At 68.0% G+C, this 20151-nt stretch carries 18 protein-coding genes; 12 read left to right on the forward strand and 6 right to left on the reverse strand.

The features are described from left to right. Positions 1–2: 2 nt before the first annotated feature. The 6 genes from AC5JDC_RS09470 to AC5JDC_RS09495 all read left to right on the forward strand — a co-directional run bounded on the left by AC5JDC_RS09470 (position 3) and on the right by AC5JDC_RS09495 (position 8538). Positions 3–1331, forward strand: coding sequence for an FMN-binding glutamate synthase family protein (locus tag AC5JDC_RS09470; protein WP_106771698.1), 1329 nt, complete (start codon positions 3–5; stop codon positions 1329–1331). A gap of 187 nt (positions 1332–1518) precedes the next feature. After that, on the forward strand, positions 1519–2859 hold the full coding sequence (glnT, locus tag AC5JDC_RS09475) for a type III glutamate--ammonia ligase (protein WP_495841147.1): 1341 nt from the start codon (positions 1519–1521) through the stop codon (positions 2857–2859). Positions 2860–2887: 28 nt separating this feature from the next. Beyond that, positions 2888–4141 carry a sarcosine oxidase subunit beta family protein gene (locus AC5JDC_RS09480; RefSeq protein WP_495841148.1) on the forward strand — a complete coding sequence of 418 codons (1254 nt, stop codon included), beginning with the start codon at positions 2888–2890 and terminating at the stop codon, positions 4139–4141. Between the two features lie 10 nt (positions 4142–4151). Continuing rightward, a complete protein-coding gene (locus tag AC5JDC_RS09485) occupies positions 4152–4448 on the forward strand; it encodes a sarcosine oxidase subunit delta (RefSeq protein ID WP_495841149.1) in 297 nt (98 codons plus the stop codon). A gap of 426 nt (positions 4449–4874) precedes the next feature. Beyond that, complete coding sequence (locus AC5JDC_RS09490; RefSeq protein ID WP_495841150.1) at positions 4875–7910, forward strand: sarcosine oxidase subunit alpha family protein; 3036 nt, start codon at positions 4875–4877, stop codon at positions 7908–7910. Beyond that, entirely contained in the window at positions 7903–8538 is a 636-nt protein-coding gene (locus tag AC5JDC_RS09495; protein WP_495841151.1) for a sarcosine oxidase subunit gamma, read from the forward strand. The genes AC5JDC_RS09490 and AC5JDC_RS09495 overlap by 8 nt, the downstream gene beginning before the upstream one ends. 116 nt (positions 8539–8654) lie before the next feature. Here the strand turns inward: AC5JDC_RS09495 and AC5JDC_RS09500 are convergent, their stop codons facing one another. The 3 genes from AC5JDC_RS09500 to AC5JDC_RS09510 form a co-directional block, all read right to left on the reverse strand. Continuing rightward, the gene (locus AC5JDC_RS09500) at positions 8655–10178 is read right to left on the reverse strand and encodes a tripartite tricarboxylate transporter permease (RefSeq protein ID WP_495841152.1); all 1524 of its coding nucleotides are present in this window, start codon (positions 10176–10178) and stop codon (positions 8655–8657) included. 3 nt (positions 10179–10181) lie between these two features. Continuing rightward, positions 10182–10682, reverse strand: coding sequence for a tripartite tricarboxylate transporter TctB family protein (locus tag AC5JDC_RS09505; protein ID WP_495841153.1), 501 nt, complete (start codon positions 10680–10682; stop codon positions 10182–10184). Positions 10683–11134: 452 nt separating this feature from the next. Then, positions 11135–12106 (reverse strand): Bug family tripartite tricarboxylate transporter substrate binding protein, encoded by a 972-nt coding sequence (locus tag AC5JDC_RS09510; protein ID WP_495841154.1) that lies wholly within the window; start codon positions 12104–12106, stop codon positions 11135–11137. A 214-nt stretch (positions 12107–12320) separates the two neighbouring features. Here AC5JDC_RS09510 and AC5JDC_RS09515 point away from each other — a divergent pair, with 214 nt between their 5' ends. The 3 genes from AC5JDC_RS09515 to AC5JDC_RS09525 all read left to right on the forward strand — a co-directional run bounded on the left by AC5JDC_RS09515 (position 12321) and on the right by AC5JDC_RS09525 (position 13587). Then, positions 12321–12671, forward strand: a complete 351-nt coding sequence (locus AC5JDC_RS09515; RefSeq protein WP_495841155.1) for an ArsC family reductase — start codon at positions 12321–12323, stop codon at positions 12669–12671. Positions 12672–12814: 143 nt separating this feature from the next. Continuing rightward, complete coding sequence (locus AC5JDC_RS09520; RefSeq protein ID WP_495841181.1) at positions 12815–13093, forward strand: type II toxin-antitoxin system TacA family antitoxin; 279 nt, start codon at positions 12815–12817, stop codon at positions 13091–13093. After that, entirely contained in the window at positions 13093–13587 is a 495-nt protein-coding gene (locus AC5JDC_RS09525; RefSeq protein WP_106771688.1) for a GNAT family N-acetyltransferase, read from the forward strand. The genes AC5JDC_RS09520 and AC5JDC_RS09525 overlap by 1 nt, the downstream gene beginning before the upstream one ends. A gap of 2 nt (positions 13588–13589) precedes the next feature. On the opposite strand, the gene AC5JDC_RS09530 is transcribed toward AC5JDC_RS09525, so the two are convergent. Continuing rightward, positions 13590–14846, reverse strand: a complete 1257-nt coding sequence (locus AC5JDC_RS09530) for an aminopeptidase (protein ID WP_495841156.1) — start codon at positions 14844–14846, stop codon at positions 13590–13592. Between the two features lie 80 nt (positions 14847–14926). Then, the gene (locus tag AC5JDC_RS09535) at positions 14927–15838 is read right to left on the reverse strand and encodes a LysR substrate-binding domain-containing protein (RefSeq protein ID WP_495841157.1); all 912 of its coding nucleotides are present in this window, start codon (positions 15836–15838) and stop codon (positions 14927–14929) included. A gap of 101 nt (positions 15839–15939) precedes the next feature. Here AC5JDC_RS09535 and AC5JDC_RS09540 point away from each other — a divergent pair, with 101 nt between their 5' ends. From AC5JDC_RS09540 to sbmA, 3 genes are all read left to right on the forward strand, one after another. Then, the gene (locus AC5JDC_RS09540; RefSeq protein ID WP_495841158.1) at positions 15940–16134 is read left to right on the forward strand and encodes a hypothetical protein; all 195 of its coding nucleotides are present in this window, start codon (positions 15940–15942) and stop codon (positions 16132–16134) included. 200 nt (positions 16135–16334) lie between these two features. After that, positions 16335–17501 (forward strand): YbfB/YjiJ family MFS transporter, encoded by a 1167-nt coding sequence (locus AC5JDC_RS09545; RefSeq protein ID WP_495841182.1) that lies wholly within the window; start codon positions 16335–16337, stop codon positions 17499–17501. A gap of 157 nt (positions 17502–17658) precedes the next feature. Further along, complete coding sequence (gene sbmA / locus AC5JDC_RS09550; RefSeq protein ID WP_495841159.1) at positions 17659–18933, forward strand: peptide antibiotic transporter SbmA; 1275 nt, start codon at positions 17659–17661, stop codon at positions 18931–18933. Positions 18934–18982: 49 nt separating this feature from the next. Here the strand turns inward: sbmA and AC5JDC_RS09555 are convergent, their stop codons facing one another. Further along, positions 18983–19978 (reverse strand): polysaccharide deacetylase family protein, encoded by a 996-nt coding sequence (locus tag AC5JDC_RS09555; RefSeq protein WP_495841160.1) that lies wholly within the window; start codon positions 19976–19978, stop codon positions 18983–18985. Between the last annotated feature and the right edge of the window lie 173 nt (positions 19979–20151).

Raw genomic sequence — 20151 nt, forward strand, 5'->3', positions numbered from 1 at the left:
GCATGACCTACCACAATCCGCCGACGACGCCGCGCCGCTCGGCGACGTTCGACGACTACACGCTGTCGGAAATCCGCCGCGCCGCGGCGACGGGGATCTATGACATCCGCGGCGGCGGCGCCAAGCGCAAGGTCCCGCATTTCGACGACCTGTTGTTCCTCGGTGCCTCGATCTCGCGCTATCCGCTCGAAGGCTATCGCGAGAAGTGCGAGACCAGCGTCACGCTCGGCACTCGCTACGCGAAGAAGCCGATCGAGCTGAAGATCCCGATCACCATCGCCGGCATGAGCTTCGGCTCGCTGTCCGGCCCCGCCAAGGAGGCGCTGGGCCGCGGCGCCACTATCGCCGGCACCTCCACCACCACCGGCGACGGCGGCATGACCGAGGAGGAGCGCGGCCATTCCAGGACGCTGGTCTACCAGTACCTGCCGTCGCGCTACGGCATGAACCCGCGCGATCTGCGCCGCGCCGACGCCATCGAGATCGTGGTGGGGCAGGGCGCCAAGCCGGGCGGCGGCGGCATGCTGCTCGGCCAGAAGATTTCCGACCGTGTCGCCGAGATGCGCACGCTGCCCAAGGGCATCGACCAGCGCTCGGCCTGCCGCCATCCCGACTGGACCGGGCCGGACGACCTCGAGATCAAGATCCTCGAGCTGCGCGAGATCACCGACTGGGAGAAGCCAATCTATGTGAAGGTCGGCGGCGCGCGGCCCTATTACGACACCGCGCTGGCGGTGAAGTCGGGCGCCGACGTGGTGGTGCTCGACGGCATGCAGGGCGGCACGGCGGCGACGCAGGAGGTGTTCATCGAGAATGTCGGCCAGCCGACGCTCGCCTGCATCCGCCCGGCGGTGAAGGCGCTGCAGGAACTCGGCATGCATCGAAAGGTCCAGCTCGTCGTCTCCGGCGGCATCCGCAACGGCGCCGACGTGGCCAAGGCGCTGGCGCTGGGCGCCGACGCCGTGTCCATCGGCACGGCCGCGCTGGTGGCGCTCGGCGACAACGACCCGCGCTGGGAGAGCGAATACGAGAAGCTCGGCACCACCGCCGGCGCCTATGACGACTGGCACGAGGGCAAGGACCCGGCGGGCATCACCACGCAGGATCCGGAGCTGATGAAGCGCGTCGATCCGATCGCGGCCGGCAGGCGCCTGGCGAATTATCTGAAAGTCATGACGCTGGAGGCACAGACGATCGCGCGCGCCTGCGGCAAGAATCATGTCCACAATCTCGAGCCGGAGGATCTCTGCGCCCTGACCATCGAAGCCGCCGCCATGGCCGGCGTTCCGCTTGCCGGAACGAGCTGGATACCGGGGCAGGGCGGTTTCTAGGAGGTCCCGCCGGGGACGGTTTGCGTTCTTGCCCCGGAGAAGGAGCGGCAGTTCAGGACATGGCGTCTGGGGCAAAAGGTAAACCGTGCCCAGCGCATTCGCGGGGAAAGCCCCGGGAGAAACCGGCAATCGGAAGGAGGCGCGGCGGACAACAGGAACTGTCCCGGCGCCAGACAGGGGAACGGCAATGAACAAGACGGTCGAAACGAAGGTGAACGCCGAGGTGGGCGATCTTCGGGAATTCGCCAAGGCGCGCGGCGTCAAATATTTCATGATCTCCTATACCGACCTGTTCGGCGGCCAGCGCGCCAAGCTGGTGCCGGCGCAGGCGATCGCGGACATGCAGCAGGACGGCGCGGGTTTCGCCGGCTTCGCCACCTGGCTCGACCTGACCCCGGCGCATCCCGACATGCTCGCCGTGCCGGACCCGTCCTCGGTCATCCAGCTGCCGTGGAAGCCGGACGTCGCGTGGCTCGCCTCGGACTGCCTGATGGAAGGCAAGAGCGTCGCCCAGGCGCCGCGCAACACGCTGAAGCGGCTGGTCGCCGAGGCGGCAGAGCTCGGCATGTCGGTGAAGACCGGCGTCGAGCCGGAATTCTTTCTGACCACGCCGGACGGCAAGCAGATCTCCGACGAATACGACACGGCGGCAAAATCCTGCTACGACCAGCAGGCCGTGATGCGCCGCTACGACGTGATCGCCGAGATCTGCGACGGCATGCTGGGTCTCGGCTGGGAGCCCTACCAGAACGACCATGAGGACGCGAACGGCCAGTTCGAGATGAACTGGGCCTTCGACAACGTGCTGGCCACCGCCGACAAGCACTCCTTCTTCAAGTTCATGGTGAAGTCGATCGCCGAGAAGCATGGCCTGCGCGCCACCTTCATGCCGAAACCGTTCCAGGGACTGACCGGCAATGGCTGCCATGCCCACATCTCGGTGTGGGATCTCGCTGGCAAGACCAACGCCTTCGCCGACAAGAACATGGAGCTCGGCCTGTCCGAGCAGGGCCGCCACTTCCTCGGCGGCATCATGAAGCACGCCTCCGCGCTCGCCGCCATCACCAACCCGACCGTCAATTCCTACAAGCGCATCAACGCGCCGCGCACCGTCTCCGGCGCCACCTGGGCGCCGAACACGGTGACCTGGACCGGCAACAACCGCACCCACATGGTGCGCGTCCCCGGCCCCGGCCGCTTCGAGCTGCGTCTGCCCGACGGCGCCGCCAACCCCTATCTGATGCAGGCCGTCATCATCGCCGCCGGCCTCGACGGCATCCGCTCGAAGGCCGATCCCGGCCCGCGCAGCGACATCGACATGTACAAGGACGGCCACACCGTCAGCCATGGCGCGAAGCTGCCGCTCAACCTGCTCGACGCGCTGCGCGAATACGACAAGGACACGTCGCTGAAGGCGGCCATGGGCGAGGAGTTCTCGCAGGCCTTCCTGCGGCTGAAGCACCAGGAGTGGAACGCCTTCGCGTCGCACTTCACCCAGTGGGAACGCGACAACACGCTCGACGTCTGAGGCTGCCGGCAAGGACCGGAAGAGGCAAATGCGGTATTCGATCTTCTCGCTCGCCAAGGCGGCGCTTTCCGGCCACAAGGGCTGGACGCGCGCCTGGCGCGACCCCGAGCCCAAGAAGCACTACGACGTGGTCATAATCGGCGGCGGCGGCCACGGGCTGGCGACCGCCTATTTCCTGGCCAGGGAATACGGCATCCGCAACGTCGCCGTGCTGGAGAAGGGCTGGATCGGTTCCGGCAATGCCGGCCGCAACACCACCATCATCCGCTCCAACTACATGCTTCCCGGCAATACTGGCTTCTACGAGCTGTCGATGAAGCTGTGGGAACGCCAAGAGCAGGACCTCAACTACAACACCATGGTGAGCCAGCGCGGCATCATCAACCTCTACCATTCCGACGGGCAGCGCGACGCCTTCGCGCGGCGCGGCAACGTCATGCGCATCAACGGCATCGACGCGGAGCTGCTGGACGCCGTGCAGATCCGCAAGATGCTGCCGTTCCTCAACTACGACAACGCCCGCTTCCCGGTGATGGGCGGGCTGCTGCAGCGCCGCGCCGGCACCGCCCGCCACGACGCGGTGGTGTGGGGCTATGCGCGCGCCGCCGATTCCTTCGGCGTCGACATCATCCAGAACTGCGAGGTCACCAGCTTCACCCGCGACCAGAACGGCAAGGTCATGGGGGTGGAGACGACACGCGGCGCGATCGGCGCCGGCAAGGTCGGCATGGCGGTGGCCGGCAGCAGCTCGCGGGTGGCGGCCATGGCCGGCCTGCGCCTGCCGATCGAGAGCCATGTGCTGCAGGCCTTCGTCTCGGAGGCGATCAAACCGCTCATTCCCGGCGTCATCACCTTCGGCGCCGGCCATTTCTACGTCAGCCAGTCGGACAAGGGCGGCCTGGTGTTCGGCGGCGACATCGACGGCTACAACTCCTACGCCCAGCGCGGCAACATGCCGGTCATGGAGGACGTCTGCGAGGGCGGCATGGCGCTGATGCCGATGATCGGCCGGGTGCGGCTGCTGCGCCAGTGGGGCGGCATCATGGACATGTCGATGGACGGCACGCCGATCATCGACCGGACGCCGGTCGACGGCCTCTACGTCAATGCCGGCTGGTGTTACGGCGGCTTCAAGGCGACGCCGGCCTCCGGCCTGGTCTTCGCCCATCTGCTCGCCCGCGACGAGCCGCACGAGGAGGCGAAACGCTTCCGGCTCGACCGCTTCCGGCGTGGCGCCATGATCGACGAGAAGGGCCAGGGCGCCCAACCCAATCTGCATTGAGAGAAGCGCCATGCGCATAGCCTGCCTGTTCTGCGGAGAGCGCGAGCTCGGCGAGTTCACCTATCTCGGCGACGCCGCGCCAAAACGGCCCGCCGGCTTTGCCGCCGACGGCGGCGAACTGCCCTCCGCGCAGGACGATTTTTTCGACTACGTCTACCTGCGCGACAATCTTGCCGGCGACATGACCGAGCACTGGTACCACGGCGGCGGCTGCCGCTCATGGCTGGCCGTCACCCGCAGCACGACGACGCATGAGATCAAGGCCGTCACGCCAGCCCCGGGTGCCGGAGCGTCGAGGGCGGGATGATGCAACCAACGAGCTTTGCCCCCCACCCCCACCCCCACCCTCTCCCCTCGATCCTTCGACAAGTTCGGGACGGGGAGAGGGAAGCGGCACCGTTGCGGCCGGCCCCCTTCTCTCCGCTCGCGGCAGGGCTATCGCATATGGGTTCACCCCCACCCCTAACCCCTCCCCACAAGGGGGAGGGGGACTGGCTGGCCTCTCCGCTAGGCGCCAATCGTCGACGGTTTCGTGCGACATGGCAGCCACAAAGTCCCTCTCCCCCTTGTGGGGAGGGGTTAGGAGTGGGGGCACGAAGCGGCGAAATTCATCGCTGTTTGCCATATGCGATTGCCCTGCCGCTGGCGGGGGGAAGGTCCCCGCAGGGGGATGAGGGACGGATACGGTCTTCGGTGCGCACGCCTCTTGTCGCCTCAAGCAGGGAGTTTCCCAATGGCTGAGGCCGTGCAAACCGACCGGCTGCGGCGCGTCGACGCCGCCGGCCAGGCCGCGTCGGCGGCGACCGCGCAGTCGCATCGCCTCGCATCGGGCGGGCTGGTCGACCGCGCAGAACCGCTGTCCTTCAGCTTCGACGGCAAGATCATGACCGGCTTCGCCGGCGACACGCTCGCCTCGGCGCTGGTGGCCAACGGCGTAAGACTGGTCGGCCGCTCGTTCAAGTACCACCGGCCGCGCGGCATCCTGACCGCCGGCGCGGAGGAGCCCAACGCGCTGGTCGAGCTGCGCACCGGCGCGCGGCGCGAGGCCAACACGCGGGCGACCACGATCGAGCTTTATGACGGGCTCAGCGCGCAGAGCCAGAACCGCTGGCCATCGCTGCGCCACGATGTCATGGCGGTGAACTCGCTGCTGTCGCCGATCTTCGTCGCCGGCTTCTACTACAAGACCTTCATGTGGCCGGCGAAGCTTTGGGAAAAGCTGTACGAGCCGGCGATCCGCCGCGCCGCCGGCCTCGGCAGGACGGCGGGCGTCGCCGATCCCGATCACTACGAGAAGGCGTGGGCGCATTGCGACGTGCTGGTGGTCGGCAGCGGCCCGGCCGGCCTGTCGGCAGCACTTGCCGCGGCCAGAGCCGGCGCGCGCGTCATCCTCGCCGAGGAGGACAGCCGCCTCGGCGGCCGCCTGCTCTCCGACGGCGGCGAGATCGACGGCAAGCCGGCGGCCGAGTGGCTGGCCGCGGCACTCGGCGAGCTTTCCGGCCTGCCCAACGTCCGCATCATGAGCCGCACCGCCGTGTTCGGCGTCTATGACGGCGGCACCTACGGCGCGCTCGAGCGCGTCAACGACCATGTCGCGGAGCCGCCCCAGCACCAGCCGCGCCAGCGGGTCTGGCGTATCGTCGCCAGGCGCGCCGTGGTGGCGGCCGGTGCGCTGGAGCGGCCGATCGTCTTTCCGGGCAACGATAAGCCCGGCGTGATGATGGCGTCGGCCGTGCGCACCTATCTCAACCGCTTCGCTGCCCTGCCGGGCAAACGCATCGCGCTGTTCACCAACAATGACGACGGCTGGCGCACCGTCGCGGCCCTGCGCCAGGCAGGCGTCCACGTCGCCGCGGTGGTCGACCCGCGCGGCGCTGCGCCTGACCGGTACAGGGAGGCGGCCGCGGGTGTGCCGCTGATCGCCGGCCAGGTCGTGGATGTGAAGGGCGGCGTCGACGGCGTCTCCAAGGTCGTGGTTGCGCCATTGAGCGGCGGCCGGCACGAGATCGAGGCGGACTGCCTGGCGATGTCCGGCGGCTGGAACCCCAACGTGGCGCTGTCCTCCTTCCATCGCGGCCGGCCCGTCTGGCGCGACGACATCGCCGCCTTCGGGCCCGGCCAGTGCCCGCCCGGCATGGCGATGGCCGGTGCCGCCAATGGCGATTTCTCGCTGGCCGCGTGCCTGCGCGACGGCCATGCCGCCGGAGCACAGGCCGCCGCGGACGCAGGCTTCTCGGGCGAAACCGGCGCTGCCGCGACGGCGGACGACGAGCCCTTCGCGATCAGGCCGCTCTGGCATGTCAAGGGCGGCAAGGCTTTCGTCGACTTCCAGCACGACGTGACAGCGTCCGACGTGACGCTGGCGCAGCGCGAGGGTTTCGAATCCGTCGAGCACCTGAAGCGCTACACCACGCTCGGCATGGCGACCGACCAGGGCAAGCTATCCAACGTCAACGGCCTCGCCATCATGGCCGAGGCGACCGGGCGCGCCATCGCCGACACCGGCACCACCATCTACCGGCCGCCTTATGCGCCGGTGGCGATCGGCGCGCTCGCCGGCCACCACCGCGACGAGAATTTCCACGCCTGGCGGCTGACCCCGTCGCATCACTGGGCGGCCGAGCGCGGCGCCGTCTTCGTCGACACCGGCCTGTGGAAGCGCGCGCAATGGTATCCGCTGCCAGGCGAGAAGGACTGGCTGGACTCGGTCAACCGCGAGGTGAAGGCGGTGCGGGGCGGCGTCGGCTTCTGCGACGTCTCCACGCTCGGCAAGGTCGACGTGCAGGGGCGCGACGCCGGCATCTTCCTCGACCGCGTCTACATCAATTCCTTCTCGACGCTTGCCGTCGGCAAGGCACGCTACGGCCTGATGCTGCGCGAGGATGGCCTCGTCATGGACGACGGCACCACCGCGCGGCTGGCCGAGGACCACTATTTCCTCACCACCACCACCGCCAAGGCCGGGCCGGTCATGCAGCATCTCGAATTCTGCCGGCAGGTGCTGTGGCCGGAGCTCGACGTGCAACTGACCTCGGTCACCGACCAGTGGGCGCAGTTCTCGATCGCCGGGCCGATGACCCGCGACCTGCTGCGCGAGCTGGTCGACCCTGCCGAAGACCTTTCCAACGAGGCTTTCCCGTTCATGGGCGCGCGCGCGGTGGTGCTGAGGGGCGGCATGCGGGCGCGGCTCTACCGCATCTCCTTCTCCGGCGAACTCGCCTTCGAGATCGGCGTGCCCGCGCAGTATGGCGAGGCGATGGCGCGCAATCTGATGCAGGCCGGCGAGCGATACGGCGTGACGCCCTACGGCACCGAGGCGCTCGGCGTCATGCGCATCGAGAAGGGCCATGTCGCCGGTCCCGAACTTAACGGCACGACGACGGCCGGTGATCTCGGCCTCGGCAAGATGGCCTCGAAGAAGAAGGATTTTATCGGCCGCGCCATGGCCGGGCGCGAGGCGCTGAACGCTCCCGACCGGCAGGTCGTGGTCGGCATCAAGCCTGTGAACCCGGCGAGCCGCCTGCGCTCCGGCGCGCACATTGTTCCGAAAGACGCCATTCCCGGCCCCGACACCGACCAGGGCTACGTCACATCCGTCTGCTTCTCGCCGATGCTCGGCCAGTGGATCGGCCTGGGGCTGGTCGAGCGCGGCCGCGAGCGTCTTGGCGAGATCGTGCGCGCCCACGACCCGCTGCGCGGCGAGGACATGGACGTCGAAATCTGCAGCCCGGTCTTCTACGATCCCGAGGGAGGGCGCCAGCGTGGCTGATTATCTCTGGAGCGCGGGCTCGCCGCTGCGGAAGGCTTTCGTGCCGGGCCGCCAAGGCGTTCTCTCCGGCGAGGCCGGCGTTCTTCTGGCCGAGCTGACCGGTTTCAGCCTGGTCCAGGTGATGGCGCGCCGCGGCCGCTGGGCCGACACGGCGAAAGCCGCCAAGGCGTATTACGGCGTCGCCGCGCCGGACCACCCGACCGCGCTGTTCGGTAAGCAGGCCACGCTGGTCTGGTCCGGTCCCGACCAGTTCTTCGCGTTGACACCCGCCGACGGCCTGGCCGATCCACTGGCTCCGTTGCGCGGCGTTTTTGCCGGAATAGCGTCGCTGTCCGACCAGTCGGGCGGCCGCTGCCTGATCCGGATATCAGGAGCGCGCGCCCGCGACGCGCTTGCCAAGGTCTCGTCGCTCGACTTCCACGACACGGCGTTTCCGGTGGGCACAGCGGCGGCGACATCGATCGACCACACCAATGTCGGCCTGTGGCGCGCCGCGGATGCGGCCGACGGCAGCCCGGTCTACCACCTGCTCGTCTTCACCAGCTTCGCCGACAGCCTTTGGCACACCATCCTGGATGCCGCCGCCGAATACGGCGTGGACGCGTCGCGGGCGGGCGTCTTCGCATAGACAGATCGTGCGTTCGCCGATGTGACGGCGCTTTGCGGGGGCGCCCGGTCGTGTCGCACCATATCGTCGGCGCCTTGCCGGCGGAAACGGGCGTCGGAGGCGCCCCGCCGGTCAAATCACGCATCTCCCGGCACATGCTCTGGCCCGCGCGTGCGGCGATGCTGGATGAAGCTGTAGATCTTCGGCGCGAGCAGGGCGAGCAGCGCAAGCAGCAGCAGCGTCAGCGACAGCGGGTGCGTGTAGAACACCGACCAGTCGCCGGCGGAGATCGTCATGGCGCGGCGGAACTGCTGCTCCGCCAGCGGCCCGAGGATCATGCCGATGATGACCGGTGCCGTCGGGAAGTCGAAGCGCCGCATCAGGAAACCCATGGCGCCGAGCACGTAGAGCAGCACCAGGTCGATCGGCGACTGCGAGATGCCGTAGGTGCCGACGGTGGCGAACACCAGGATGCCGGCATAGAGCTGCGGCGCCGGGATCCTGAGCAGCCTGACCCACAGCCCGATCAGCGGCAGGTTGAGGATGACCAGGATGACGTTGGCGATGAACAGGCTGGCGATCAGCCCCCAGACCAGGCTCGACTGCGTGGTGAGCAGCAGCGGTCCGGGGTTGATGCCGTAGCTCTGGAAGGCCGACAGCATGATCGCGGCGGTCGCCGAGGTCGGCAGGCCGAGGGTCAGCATCGGCACCAGCACGCCGGCTGCCGAGGCGTTGTTGGCGGCTTCCGGCCCGGCGACGCCCTCGATGGCACCGGTGGTGCCGAACTCCTCCTTGTGCTTCGACAGCTTCTTCTCGACGGCGTAGGACAGGAAGGTCGGGATCTCGGCGCCGCCGGCCGGCATGGCGCCGATGGGGAAGCCGATGAGAGCGCCGCGGAACCACGCCTTCCACGAGCGCGCCCATTCCTGGGCGGACATATAGAGCGAGCCCTTGAGCGGGATGATCTCGTCGCGGCCCGTGTAGCGCCGCGCCGCGACGTAGAGCGTCTCGCCGACGGCGAACAGGCCGACCGCTGCGATGATGACGTCGATGCCGTCCAGCAGCTCCGGCACGCCGAAGGTGAAGCGCGCCTGGCCGGTCTGCAGGTCGATGCCGACCATGCCGATGAAGAAGCCGACGAACAGGCTGGTCAGGCCGCGCACCGAAGACGAGCCGAGCACCGCCGAGACCATGACGAAGGCGAGCACCATCAGCGAAAAATACTCGGCCGGCCCGAAGGCGAGCGCGAGGCCGACCACCACCGGCGCCAGGAAGGCGATGCCGGCGGTGCCGATCGTACCCGCGACGAAGGAGCCGATCGCCGACGTCGCAAGCGCGGCCCCGGCGCGGCCGTTGCGGGCCATCCTGTTGCCCTCGAGCGCGGTGACGATGGTGGCGCTCTCGCCCGGCGTGTTGAGCAGGATCGATGTGGTCGAGCCGCCATACATGGCGCCGTAGTAGATGCCGGCGAACAGGATGAACGAGGCTTCGGCGGGGACCTGGAAGGTGATGGGCAGCAGCAGCGCGATGGTGAGCGCCGGCCCGAGGCCCGGCAGCACGCCGATCGCCGTGCCGAGCGTGGTGCCGAGCAGGCACCACAGCAGGTTCATCGGGGTGAAGGCGATGGCGAAGCCGTTTGCGAGTTGCGACAGCGTATCCATGCATCAGGCTCCGAGCAGCCGTTCGATGACGCCGGCGCCGATATTGACCCCGAGCGCCTTGGCGAAGCCGAAATAGGCGGCGAGCGAGAGAACCAGGCCGATCGCCGCGTTGTGGAGCGGCTTGCGGCTGCCGAAGCCGTGCGTCACCAGCACGAACAGTACGGTGGAGGCGAAGGTGAAACCGAGCGGCTTGATCAGGAGGACGTTGGCGAGCAGCCCGGCGGCGACGAAGCCGGTCGAGCGCCAGTCGACGGCGACCTCCTTCTCGTCGTCCGGCTGCCAGCCGCCGCGCCAGGCCTGCACGATCAGCAGCACGGCGAACAGCGCCAGCCCGAACGCGGTCATGTAGGGGAAGACGGTCGGCCCGACCTTCGAATACATGGGCGAGACCGGCATGGTCGCGGTCTGCCACAGCACCACGGCCGCCACCAGCAGCAGGCCGGCGCCGATCGTCGCTTCCGGCACGGCGAATGGCTGGCTGGCGGGCGGTTGTTCGATGGACATGCTGCTCTTCCCCTGGCGTTTCTGTTCTTCGGAGCCCGGCTTGCAACGTTGCAGTGGCTTGGCCAGTTAGCAACTCGGCGGCGGGCGCCGCAGCGTCCGGCATCTACGCCCTGTCGACAGCAGGGCAATCGTATGCGGGATTACCCCCAGGGGGATATTGCTGCGGCTCCGCCAGACGCCAATCGTCGGCAATTTCGCTCCGCACGGCGGCCGCAAAGTCCCCTCCCCCTTGTGGGGAGGGGTTAGGGGTGGGGGTGAGAAGTTGCGCAATCCCTCATTGCTCGTCATCTGCGATTGCCCTGCTGCTCATAGAGAGAAGATGCCGGCAGGCGGATGAGGCGCGGAACCTTCAGAATGGGTGTCCTCCATCCGCCCCTGCGGCACCTTCTTCCCGTCCTTCGACAAGCTCAGGACGGGAAGGGAGCGGGGCCGTCGCGCCGGCCGCTCCGCCTTTACGCCAGGCCGAGATCCTTCAGGATGCCTTCGACCCGCGCGGCATCCTCGGCGAGGAATTTTGCGAAGTCGTCGCCGGTGAGCAGGATCGGCGTCCAGTTGCGCTTGCCGAGCTGCTCCTTCCAGGAGGCGCTGTCGGCCATGGACTGGACCAGCTTGATCATCGCGTCCTTGTCCTCGGCCGAGACCTCGGGCGGGGCGAACACGCCGCGCCAGTTGAACAGCTCGACGTCGATGCCCTGTTCCTTGAGCGTCGGCGCGTCGATGCCCTGCTGGCGCTCGCCGGCGGAGATCGCCAGCAGCCTGAGCGTGCCCGCCGCCACCTGCTCGGAAAACTCGCCGTAGCCGGAGATGCCGGCCGCCACCTGGTTGCCGAGCAGGGCCGCCAGCGCCTCGCCGCCGCCGGCATAAGGCACGTAGGAGATCGTCGTCGGGTCGACGCCCGCGCCCTTGGCGATCAGGCCGAACATGATGTGGTCAGTGCCGCCGGCCGAGCCGCCGGCCACCGGCACTTTTCCGGGATCGGCCTTCAGCGCGGCGACGAAGTCCTGCGCGGTCTTGAACGGCGAGGCGGCGGGCACCACCAGCGCCTCGAACTCGCCGGTCAGGCGGGCGATCGGCGTGGTCTGGGCAAGCGTGACCGGCGCCTTGTTGGCGATGATGGCGCCGACCATCACCATGCCGCCGACCATCAGCGAATTGCCCTTGCCCTTCCATTGGTTGACGAATTGCGGCAGGCCGACCGTGCCGCCGGCGCCGCCGACATTGGTGATCTGCGAGCCGGAGATCAGGCCTTCCTTGCGCAGCACCTCGTCCATGGTGCGCGCCGTCTGGTCCCAGCCGCCACCGGGGGCGGCCGGCACGAAGATGTTCAGTTGCGGCGCCTGCGCGAAGGCGGGCGTCTGCCAGCCGGCGAGGCCGGCGGCGCCGATCGCCGCGCCGCTCAAAAGAAGGCTGCGTCTGCTCAGCATGTGTTCTCCTCCAAGGGCACGTCCTCCGGTGCCTCGGGCGAACTCTGCCACAGAAAGAACGGGCTCGCACCCGGTAAAGCGAAATAAGGAAATCCCGCCGCCGACGCCTGCGCGCCGGTCTCGGCGGGGACGTCCGCCAGGCGGCCGGATCGCGCGCAACTTGCTATAAGGCGCGGGAAACCGCCGATTCGCAAAACGACCGGGAAGAGGACCGATGGCGACGATCATCTACGGCATCAAGACCTGCGACACGATGAAGAAGGCGTGGACCTGGCTCGACGGCCGCGGACACGCCTATCGCTTCCACGACTATCGGGTGGACGGCCTCGACGCAAAGACGCTCGACCGCTGGATCGGGCAGGTCGGCTGGGAAAAGCTGCTCAACAAGGGCAGCACCACCTTCCGCGAGCTGCCGGCCGCGGAGAAGGAGAACCTCGATGCCGGAAAGGCGGCGGCGCTGATGCTCAGGCAGCCGACCATGGTCAAGCGTCCGGTGCTGGACGTCGACGGAAAGCTGACGGTCGGCTTCAAGCCGGAGGTGTATGCGCAGGCCCTGGCGGGCTGAGTCCAGAGCCCTGGCTATCCCAGGCTCCCGGCAAAGCGCTCGGCGAGGCGCTCGCTACGAAGCACTCGACACGGCTGGAGATATTGCCATCGCTGGCTTGATACACAATGTGTATGCGTGCATTATGGACAGGAAGGAGCACGATCATGGCCAAGTCCGCAGCCCACGCCCGCGCCGTCAACCTGCGCATGCGCGAGGACGTGCGCGCGGTGATCGACCGCGCTGCCAAAATCCGCGGCAAGACACGCTCGGATTTCATGATCGACGCGGCCTATCGTGCCGCCGAGGATACGCTGCTCGACCAGACGCTCGTCAAGGTCGATGCTGAGAGCTACAGCCGCTACCTGGAAATCCTGGACCAGCCGCCCGGCGGGGCAGGCTTTGCCCGGCTGATGAATGCGCCAAAACCCTGGAAAGCGTGATGCTGTCCGCGCCGTCGCTGCTGGCCGACGCGCACGACCTGGACTCCTTCGACAGCGGCAACGGCGCGCTCGACCAGTGGCTGCGGCGGCGGGCGCGCGCCAATCAGCTGAGCGGGGCTTCGCGCACCTATGTCGTGGCCGAAGACCAGCGCGTGGTCGGCTACTACTGCCTGTCGTCCGGCGCGCTCGCGCTGGCCGAAGCGACCGGCTCGCTGCGGCGGAACATGCCGGATCCGATTCCGATGGCCGTTCTCGGTCGGCTGGCCGTCGATGCGAACTGGCAGGGGAGGGGCATCGGCGTCGCCTTGTTGCAGGATGCGGTGGTGCGCGTCGCTCAGGCCGCGATGATCGTCGGCATTCGCGGCGTGCTGGTCCACGCGATTTCCGGCGAAGCCAAGGCGTTTTATGAGCGATACGGCTTCACTGCGTCACCGGCCAACCCGATGACCCTGGTCCTGTCGTTGAAGGGCATGACCGCAGCGCAGGATAAATAGGCTTACGCCCATTCGCCCCTGCGCATCACCGGCACCCTCGTGCCGTCGGTGCGCAGGCCGTCGATGTCGATCCGGTCGGAGCCGATCATCCAGTCGATGTGGATCAAGCTCCGATTGCCGCCCTGCGCGGCGATCTGGTCGGGCGAGAGCTTGTCGCCGTCGACGAAGCATTTCGCGTAGCACTGGCCGAGCGCGATGTGGCTGGCGGCGTTCTCGTCGAACAGTGTGTTGTAGAACAAAAGCCCGCTCTTCGAGATCGGCGAGGAATGCGGCACCAGCGCCACTTCGCCCAGCCGGCGGGCGCCCTCGTCGGTATCGAGCACCTTGCTCAGCACCTCCTCGCCGCGCGAGGCCTTCGCCTCGACGATCCGGCCCTGCTCGAAGCGCACCTGGATGTCGTCGATCAGCGTGCCCTGGTGCGACAGCGGTTTCGTGCTGGCGACAAAACCCTCGACGCGGCGCGCATGCGGCGTGGTGAACACCTCCTCCGTCGGGATGTTGGGATTGCAGGTGATGCCGTTCCTGGCAGTCGAGGCGCCGCCGTTCCACTCGTGCCCGTCGGCGAGCCCGATGGTGAGGTCGGTGCCGGGCCCGGTATAGTGCAGCGCGTCGAAGCGCTCGCCGTTCAGCCAGGCGGTGCGCTCGGCCAGCGTCGCATTGTGCTCGCGCCAGGCGGCGACGGGATCGTCGACGTCGACCCGCGACGCCGCGAAGATGGCGTCGGCCAGCTTGGCGACGGCGACGTCCTCTGCGTCGTCCGGGAACACCAGCTTCGCCCAGGACGGGCCGGGATAGGCGACGATGTTCCAGTTGATGTCGAAGCCGGCGATCTTCTCCAGCGCCGGCTTGTAGGCGAGCGAGTTCGCCTTGTTGGCGCGCGCCACCTTGGCCGGGTCCTCGCCGGACAGCAGCATCGGATTGTCGCCGACGATGGCGAGCCGCGCCGTGTTGGCGTCGAACGCCTTGGCGATGCCGTCGTAGAGCCAGCCGGGCGCCTTGTCGAAGCTGGCATCCGCGGCATGGCGATAGCGCGCCAGCGTGATCTCCTCGTCGGCGAAGATCGGCGTGACCAGCCCGGCGCCCGCCTGATAGGCATGCGCGGCGATGCGGCGCACCAGCGGCAGCGCCGCCATCGGCGCCGTCAGCACCAGATCCTGCCCCGCCTGAAGCTGCAGGCCGATCTTAACCGCCACCTCGGCCAGCCGGTCGAGTTTTTCTGGATCGATCGAGGCGGAAAGCGAGCCGGGATGCGAGGTCATGGAGAAAATACCTTCAGAATCGGGATCGGGCCTTCCTAGATAGGGCAGTGTCGGGCGCCATTCCACGCCAAAAGCCATGCTCACTGCGCGCAGACCAGCGGCCCGAACTGCCTGACGGTCTGCTCGATCTCCTCGCGGATCCAGGCCTTGAACTGCGTCACCTTGCGCTGCTCCCGCTCCGACTGCGAGGAGACCAGCCAGTAGCCGAGGCCGCTGGTGGCGCGCACGCCGAAGGGCGCGACCAGCCGGCCGTCCGCAAGCGCGTCGGCGGCGAGCAATTGCCAGGCCAGCGTCACGCCATGGCCGGCGATCGCCGATTCGAGGCAGAGCATCGGATCGGTGAAGCGGGCGCCGCGATGCATCGTCACCGGCTCGGCGCCGGCCGCGCGGAACCATTGCTCCCAGGTGAACATCGCATTCTCGTCGGTGATCTCCCAGGCCCCGGCGAGGTCGGCGGGCGTCTTCAGCGTCGCCGCGACTGCGGGAGCGCAGACGGGAAAGATCTCCTGCGCGATCAGCAGCTCGGAGCGCGCGCCGGGCCAGGTGCCGTCGCCCATGCGGATGGCGATGTCGATGTCGGAATGGTCGATGTCGACCAGTTTCGTCGAGGCGTCGATGCGCAGGATCACCTCGGGATAGCGGGTGAAGTGGCGCGACAGCCGCGGCAGCAGCCATTTCGAGGCGAAGGCGGGCGCCACCGACACGGCGAGCACGCAGGCCTTCGCCCGCTCGGCCATGGCGACGGCGCCTTCCAGCTCGCGGAAGCCGGCGGTCAGCCGCGCCGTGAATTCGCGGCCGAAGGCGGTCGGCTGCAGGCCGCTCGGCGAACGCTCGAACACCGCCTGGCCGATCCGCGCCTCGGTGCGGCCGATCTGCTGGCTCACCGCGCTCGCCGACACGCCGAGCTCCTCGGCCGCCTTCTGCAGCGATCCGCGCCGCGCCACCGCTTCGACGGCGCGAAGCCCGTTGAGATGCACGGAATTGAGCGGCATGGGTTTAGATTCTCTAATGACGCCTATCCGCATTCTGGATTGCGGAAATGCCATCCTGGATCAGAATGGTCAAACGTGAAAGGCTTCGCAGGAGAGCCGAGATGAAGTTTTTCTCAAGAATACCGGCGGTCGGCCGCATCCTCTTCGAGCCGGCGGAACCGGAATTCGCCGGGGATGAGGACTGGCGGCGCGATCCGATCGCCCACCCGGCATTGGCGGCGATGTCGCCGCGCGAGCTCGCCGACCTGCCGTTCGACCGCTGCTATCGGCTGCCCCGGGGATTCGCCGAGGGCTGATCCTGTCTGCATCCGGGCGGCGTCCGCTCGGCTCGTGCCCGACACGCACGATCGCTGCTCCGGATCGACGCGCATGGATCGGCGAATGCTGACCGGCCCGGTTTGACATGCCGCGACGCGACGGAGACGACATATCTCCCGGAGGACTGGCCCAATCGAAGCCTGTTGTGTTGCGGCGCAGCAAACCTATCCTGCCGGCCATGCTCGCACCGCTGCCACCGCTCCGACTTGCCCTTGCCGGCATGGTGGCGATGGCGGTCGCCATGGGCATCGGCCGCTTCGTCTACACGCCGATCCTGCCCGGCATGATGGAGGAGGTCGGGCTGTCGGCACGCTATGCAGGACTGATCGCCTCGGCCAACTTTCTCGGCTATCTCCTCGGTGCCGTGGCGGCGGGCGGGAATTGGGCGCAGGGACGGGAGCGGACGATCATGATCGCCGGCCTGGTCGCCAACGCGCTGCTGTCGGCTGCGATGGCGGTCGGCACCGGCGTCCTCGCCTTCATCGTGCTGCGCTTCCTCGCGGGTCTGGCCAGCGCCTTCGTCATGATCTTCACCACCGGCATCGTCTTCAGCCATCTGGCGGCGGGCGGTCGCGACGATCTGCAGGCCTTCCATTTCGCCGGCGTCGGTCTCGGTATCGCCGCCTCCTCGGTCATGATGGCGGGGCTGATCGGCGTCCATGCCGGCTGGCAGGCGGGCTGGCTCGGCGCGGCGGCGCTGTCGGCGGCCGGTATCGCGGTAGCTGCCCTCGTCATCGACCGCGGGCCCGTCGCCACAGGTGGCAGCATCCGCCGCGAGCCGCCGCTGCCGGGCGGGCGGCCGATCGTCTTCACCATCCTCGCCTACGGACTGTTCGGCTTCGGCTATATCGTGACGGCGACCTTCCTGATCGCCATCGTGCGGGACGGCGGCGGCGGGCGCCTGTTCGAGACCGGCGTCTGGCTGGTGACCGGGCTCGCCGCCCTGCCGTCGGTCTTCCTGTGGAACGCGGTGGCGCGCCGCATCGGTCTGGCCGCCGCCTTCGTGCTCGGCTGCCTGGTCGAGGCCCTGGGCGTGGCGGCCAGCGTCGGCCTCGGCGGCTGGACCGGCCCGCTGCTGGGCGGCGTTCTGCTCGGCGGCACCTTCGTCGGCCTCACCGCGCTCGGCCTGCAGGCCGGCCGCGAGCTGGCGCCGGCGTCGCCGCGCCGCGTGCTGGCGGTGATGACCGCCGCCTTCGGCATCGGCCAGATCCTCGGGCCGATCGCCGCCGGCTTCATCGCCGAGCGGACCGGCGACTTCGTCCTGGCCTCGGTTTTGGCGGCCGTGGCGCTGCTTGCGGCGGGGTTGGCGAGCCTGATGTCGCGTGGCACGGCAAAATCGCCATAATTTGCTTCTTCCTGCGCGGAAATGGCGACCGGCGCGCATTCTCTTTCGCGCCGAACTGTGACTTCATGCCGCCAGACGCCGCCGCTCGGGCGAAATGCCGGGTGACGGCGGCCGTCCAACCATGCGCTCCCGCGCCCCGCCCAAGGAAACCGCCAACGTGTTCGTATCCTTCTTCCCGCGGCCGAAGCTGTTCTTTCTCTCGGCCGTCCTGTGGAGCGCGGTTCTGATTGCTCTGTGGTATCTGGGCGGCGCGCGCCTTGGCGGGCTTTTCGGGCTGCCGCCGGCCGCGCCCGACGCGCCGCCGATCATCGGCATCAGCGTGTTCTGGTCGCCGCCTTTCATATGGTTTTATCTGTATTTTATCGCCGGCGCCCTGATTTTCTACGCCTTCTGGCGCTGGTTTTCGCCCCATCCCTGGCTGGAATGGTCCATCCTCGTCACCTCCGTCATCCTTTTCCTGCTCTACTTCAACGTCCAGGTCAGCGTGGCGGTGAACAACTGGTACGGGCCATTCTTCGACTATGTCCAGGGCCTGATGGCCGGGACGCGCCAGTCTACCAACGCGGAGTTCTACGCGGGTGCATCCAGTTTCGCCTGGCTGGCGCTGATCGGCATGAACGTCTCCGTCGTCAACGCCTTCGTCGTCCAGCATTGGATATTCCGTTGGCGCACGGCCATGAACGACTACTTCATGGAGAATTGGGGCAAGCTTCGCCACATCGAAGGCGCCTCGCAGCGTATCCAGGAAGACACGATGCGCTTTTCGCAGATCATGGAGGATCTGGGATCCAGCTTCGTGACGTCCATCATGACGCTGATCGCCTTCGTTCCGGTGATGCTCGAATTGGAGAAACACATCAGCGAACTGCCGATCATCGGGGCGGTGCCGCATCCGCTCCTCGTGGCTGCGCTTGGCTGGTGCCTGTTCGGGACGCTGTCCGTCATGCTCGCCGGCATCAAGCTGCCGGGCCTGCAGTTCCGCAACCAGCGTGTCGAGGCGGCGTACCGCAAGGAACTGGTCTATGGCGAGGATCACGCCGACCGTGCCCAGCCGGCGACCACCACCGAGCTGTTCGGCAATGTGCGCCGGAACTATTTCCGCCTCTATGCCCACTACGTCTACTTCAACGTCGTCCGCTACACCTATTTGCAGGCCGACAACATCTTCTCCTTCATCATCCTCGGGCCCTCGCTGGTCGCGCACAAGATCACGTTCGGACCGCTCAACCAGATATCGAACGCCTTCGGGCGCGTGACGTCGTCGCTGCAGTTCCTGCTCAATTCCTGGTCGACCATCGTCGAGCTGCAATCGGTGCACAAGCGCCTGCGTGCCTTCGAGGCAACGCTCCGCGGCGAGCCGCTGCCCGACATCGACCAGCTTTACCTCGAACACCGGGCCAAGCTCGGCCAGGAGGCGGCCGGCGCCGAATGAGGCGGCGGGCCGACCGGGATCACAAGCTTGAGATGCAGCGTAGGCGTCGTCAGCCGCCGACGCCGCCCGCCGGCTTGTCCTTCTCCGTCTGCCGCGCCACGAAGTCGGCATAGCTGATGCAGTCGACGTCCGGCCGCGTGCAGACGTCACGGGCAAAGCGTTCCAGCGCGCGCCAGTAGGCGCCGCCGTTCATCAGCGTGAAATGGAAGCCGACCTGCAACGGGGTGCGGTCGCCGCGATATTCCTTGTCGAAGGCGGCGAGCAGCGCCTTCACCGTGCGCTCCTCGAATGCGCCGGTCTCGTCGCCCCGCTCGAAGCCGCCGGAATGGCGGACATAGAGGTTGTAGTCCATGGCGATCACCTTGCGGCCGGCCGGGCCTTCCGGGATCTGCGGCAGGGCGAAGGCGAGCAGCCCGCCCTTGCGCACCGGCTCGGCCGGACCGCGGGAGACGCCCGACGCGTCGTAGGCGAAGCCGGCTTCGGCGAGCGCCTGGTCGAGGTGGCGGCCGGTCGACAGGTAAGGCGCGCGAAAACCCTTCACCTCGGTCTCGGCGAAGTGCCGCCACCCCTGCGGCTCGCCGGCGAGGCCGTTGATGCGCCAGGCGTCGCGCAGGATGGCGGTGAAGGCGGAGAATTCGCGTCGCCAGTCGGCGGCACTCCATTTGGCGCCGTCGAAATGGCCGCAGCCATGGCTGGCGATCTCGTGGCCTTCGTTGCGCGCCAGCCGGATCTGGTCGAGCCGCGCCACGACGTCGGAGGTCGACGGCGCGAAGCCGACATTGGAGCGTCCGGCCTTCTCGCCGGGCGCCTGGTAGAGGCCGCGCGTGTCGCGCGTCAGCAGGAAGACGCAGGAGAGGAAATAGGTGAAGCGGGCGCCGGTGACCGCGGCGAGCGAGCGGCTGCGCTGCCACTGGGCGATGTCGTTGGCGCCGTCGAAGGAGACGATCACCACCTGCCGCGGCTTTGCCGGGAGGTTTTCCGCGGCTGCCGGGAAGGCGATCAGGCAGGCTGTCAGGGCGGCGGCGACGCGCGGATAAAGGGACATCGGCACTCGTGGACAAGGTACAAAGATGCCAGCTATGCCATGATTGTGGCACGGTTGGGAATGCGTCGAGGGTCCCCAACCAACATGTGAACCCCGCCGCAGCGCGCAAAAGCCCGATTCTGGGGCGCGCCCCTTCCATGCCGACAAAATTCCGCTACAAGGCGGTTCCAGGT

The organism is Kumtagia sp. (genome assembly GCF_059502445.1).

Bases quoted from the DNA above. Each gene is read 5' to 3' on its own strand.
- AC5JDC_RS09470 (WP_106771698.1), top strand. From the start codon at position 3: ATGACCTACCACAATCCGCCGACGACGCCGCGCCGCTCGGCGACGTTC.
- glnT (WP_495841147.1), top strand. From the start codon at position 1,519: ATGAACAAGACGGTCGAAACGAAGGTGAACGCCGAGGTGGGCGATCTT.
- AC5JDC_RS09480 (WP_495841148.1), top strand. From the start codon at position 2,888: ATGCGGTATTCGATCTTCTCGCTCGCCAAGGCGGCGCTTTCCGGCCAC.
- AC5JDC_RS09485 (WP_495841149.1), top strand. From the start codon at position 4,152: ATGCGCATAGCCTGCCTGTTCTGCGGAGAGCGCGAGCTCGGCGAGTTC.
- AC5JDC_RS09490 (WP_495841150.1), top strand. From the start codon at position 4,875: ATGGCTGAGGCCGTGCAAACCGACCGGCTGCGGCGCGTCGACGCCGCC.
- AC5JDC_RS09500 (WP_495841152.1), bottom strand. From the start codon at position 10,178: ATGGATACGCTGTCGCAACTCGCAAACGGCTTCGCCATCGCCTTCACC.
- AC5JDC_RS09505 (WP_495841153.1), bottom strand. From the start codon at position 10,682: ATGTCCATCGAACAACCGCCCGCCAGCCAGCCATTCGCCGTGCCGGAA.
- AC5JDC_RS09510 (WP_495841154.1), bottom strand. From the start codon at position 12,106: ATGCTGAGCAGACGCAGCCTTCTTTTGAGCGGCGCGGCGATCGGCGCC.
- AC5JDC_RS09515 (WP_495841155.1), top strand. From the start codon at position 12,321: ATGGCGACGATCATCTACGGCATCAAGACCTGCGACACGATGAAGAAG.
- AC5JDC_RS09525 (WP_106771688.1), top strand. From the start codon at position 13,093: ATGCTGTCCGCGCCGTCGCTGCTGGCCGACGCGCACGACCTGGACTCC.
- AC5JDC_RS09530 (WP_495841156.1), bottom strand. From the start codon at position 14,846: ATGACCTCGCATCCCGGCTCGCTTTCCGCCTCGATCGATCCAGAAAAA.
- AC5JDC_RS09535 (WP_495841157.1), bottom strand. From the start codon at position 15,838: ATGCCGCTCAATTCCGTGCATCTCAACGGGCTTCGCGCCGTCGAAGCG.
- AC5JDC_RS09540 (WP_495841158.1), top strand. From the start codon at position 15,940: ATGAAGTTTTTCTCAAGAATACCGGCGGTCGGCCGCATCCTCTTCGAG.
- AC5JDC_RS09545 (WP_495841182.1), top strand. From the start codon at position 16,335: ATGCTCGCACCGCTGCCACCGCTCCGACTTGCCCTTGCCGGCATGGTG.
- AC5JDC_RS09555 (WP_495841160.1), bottom strand. From the start codon at position 19,978: ATGTCCCTTTATCCGCGCGTCGCCGCCGCCCTGACAGCCTGCCTGATC.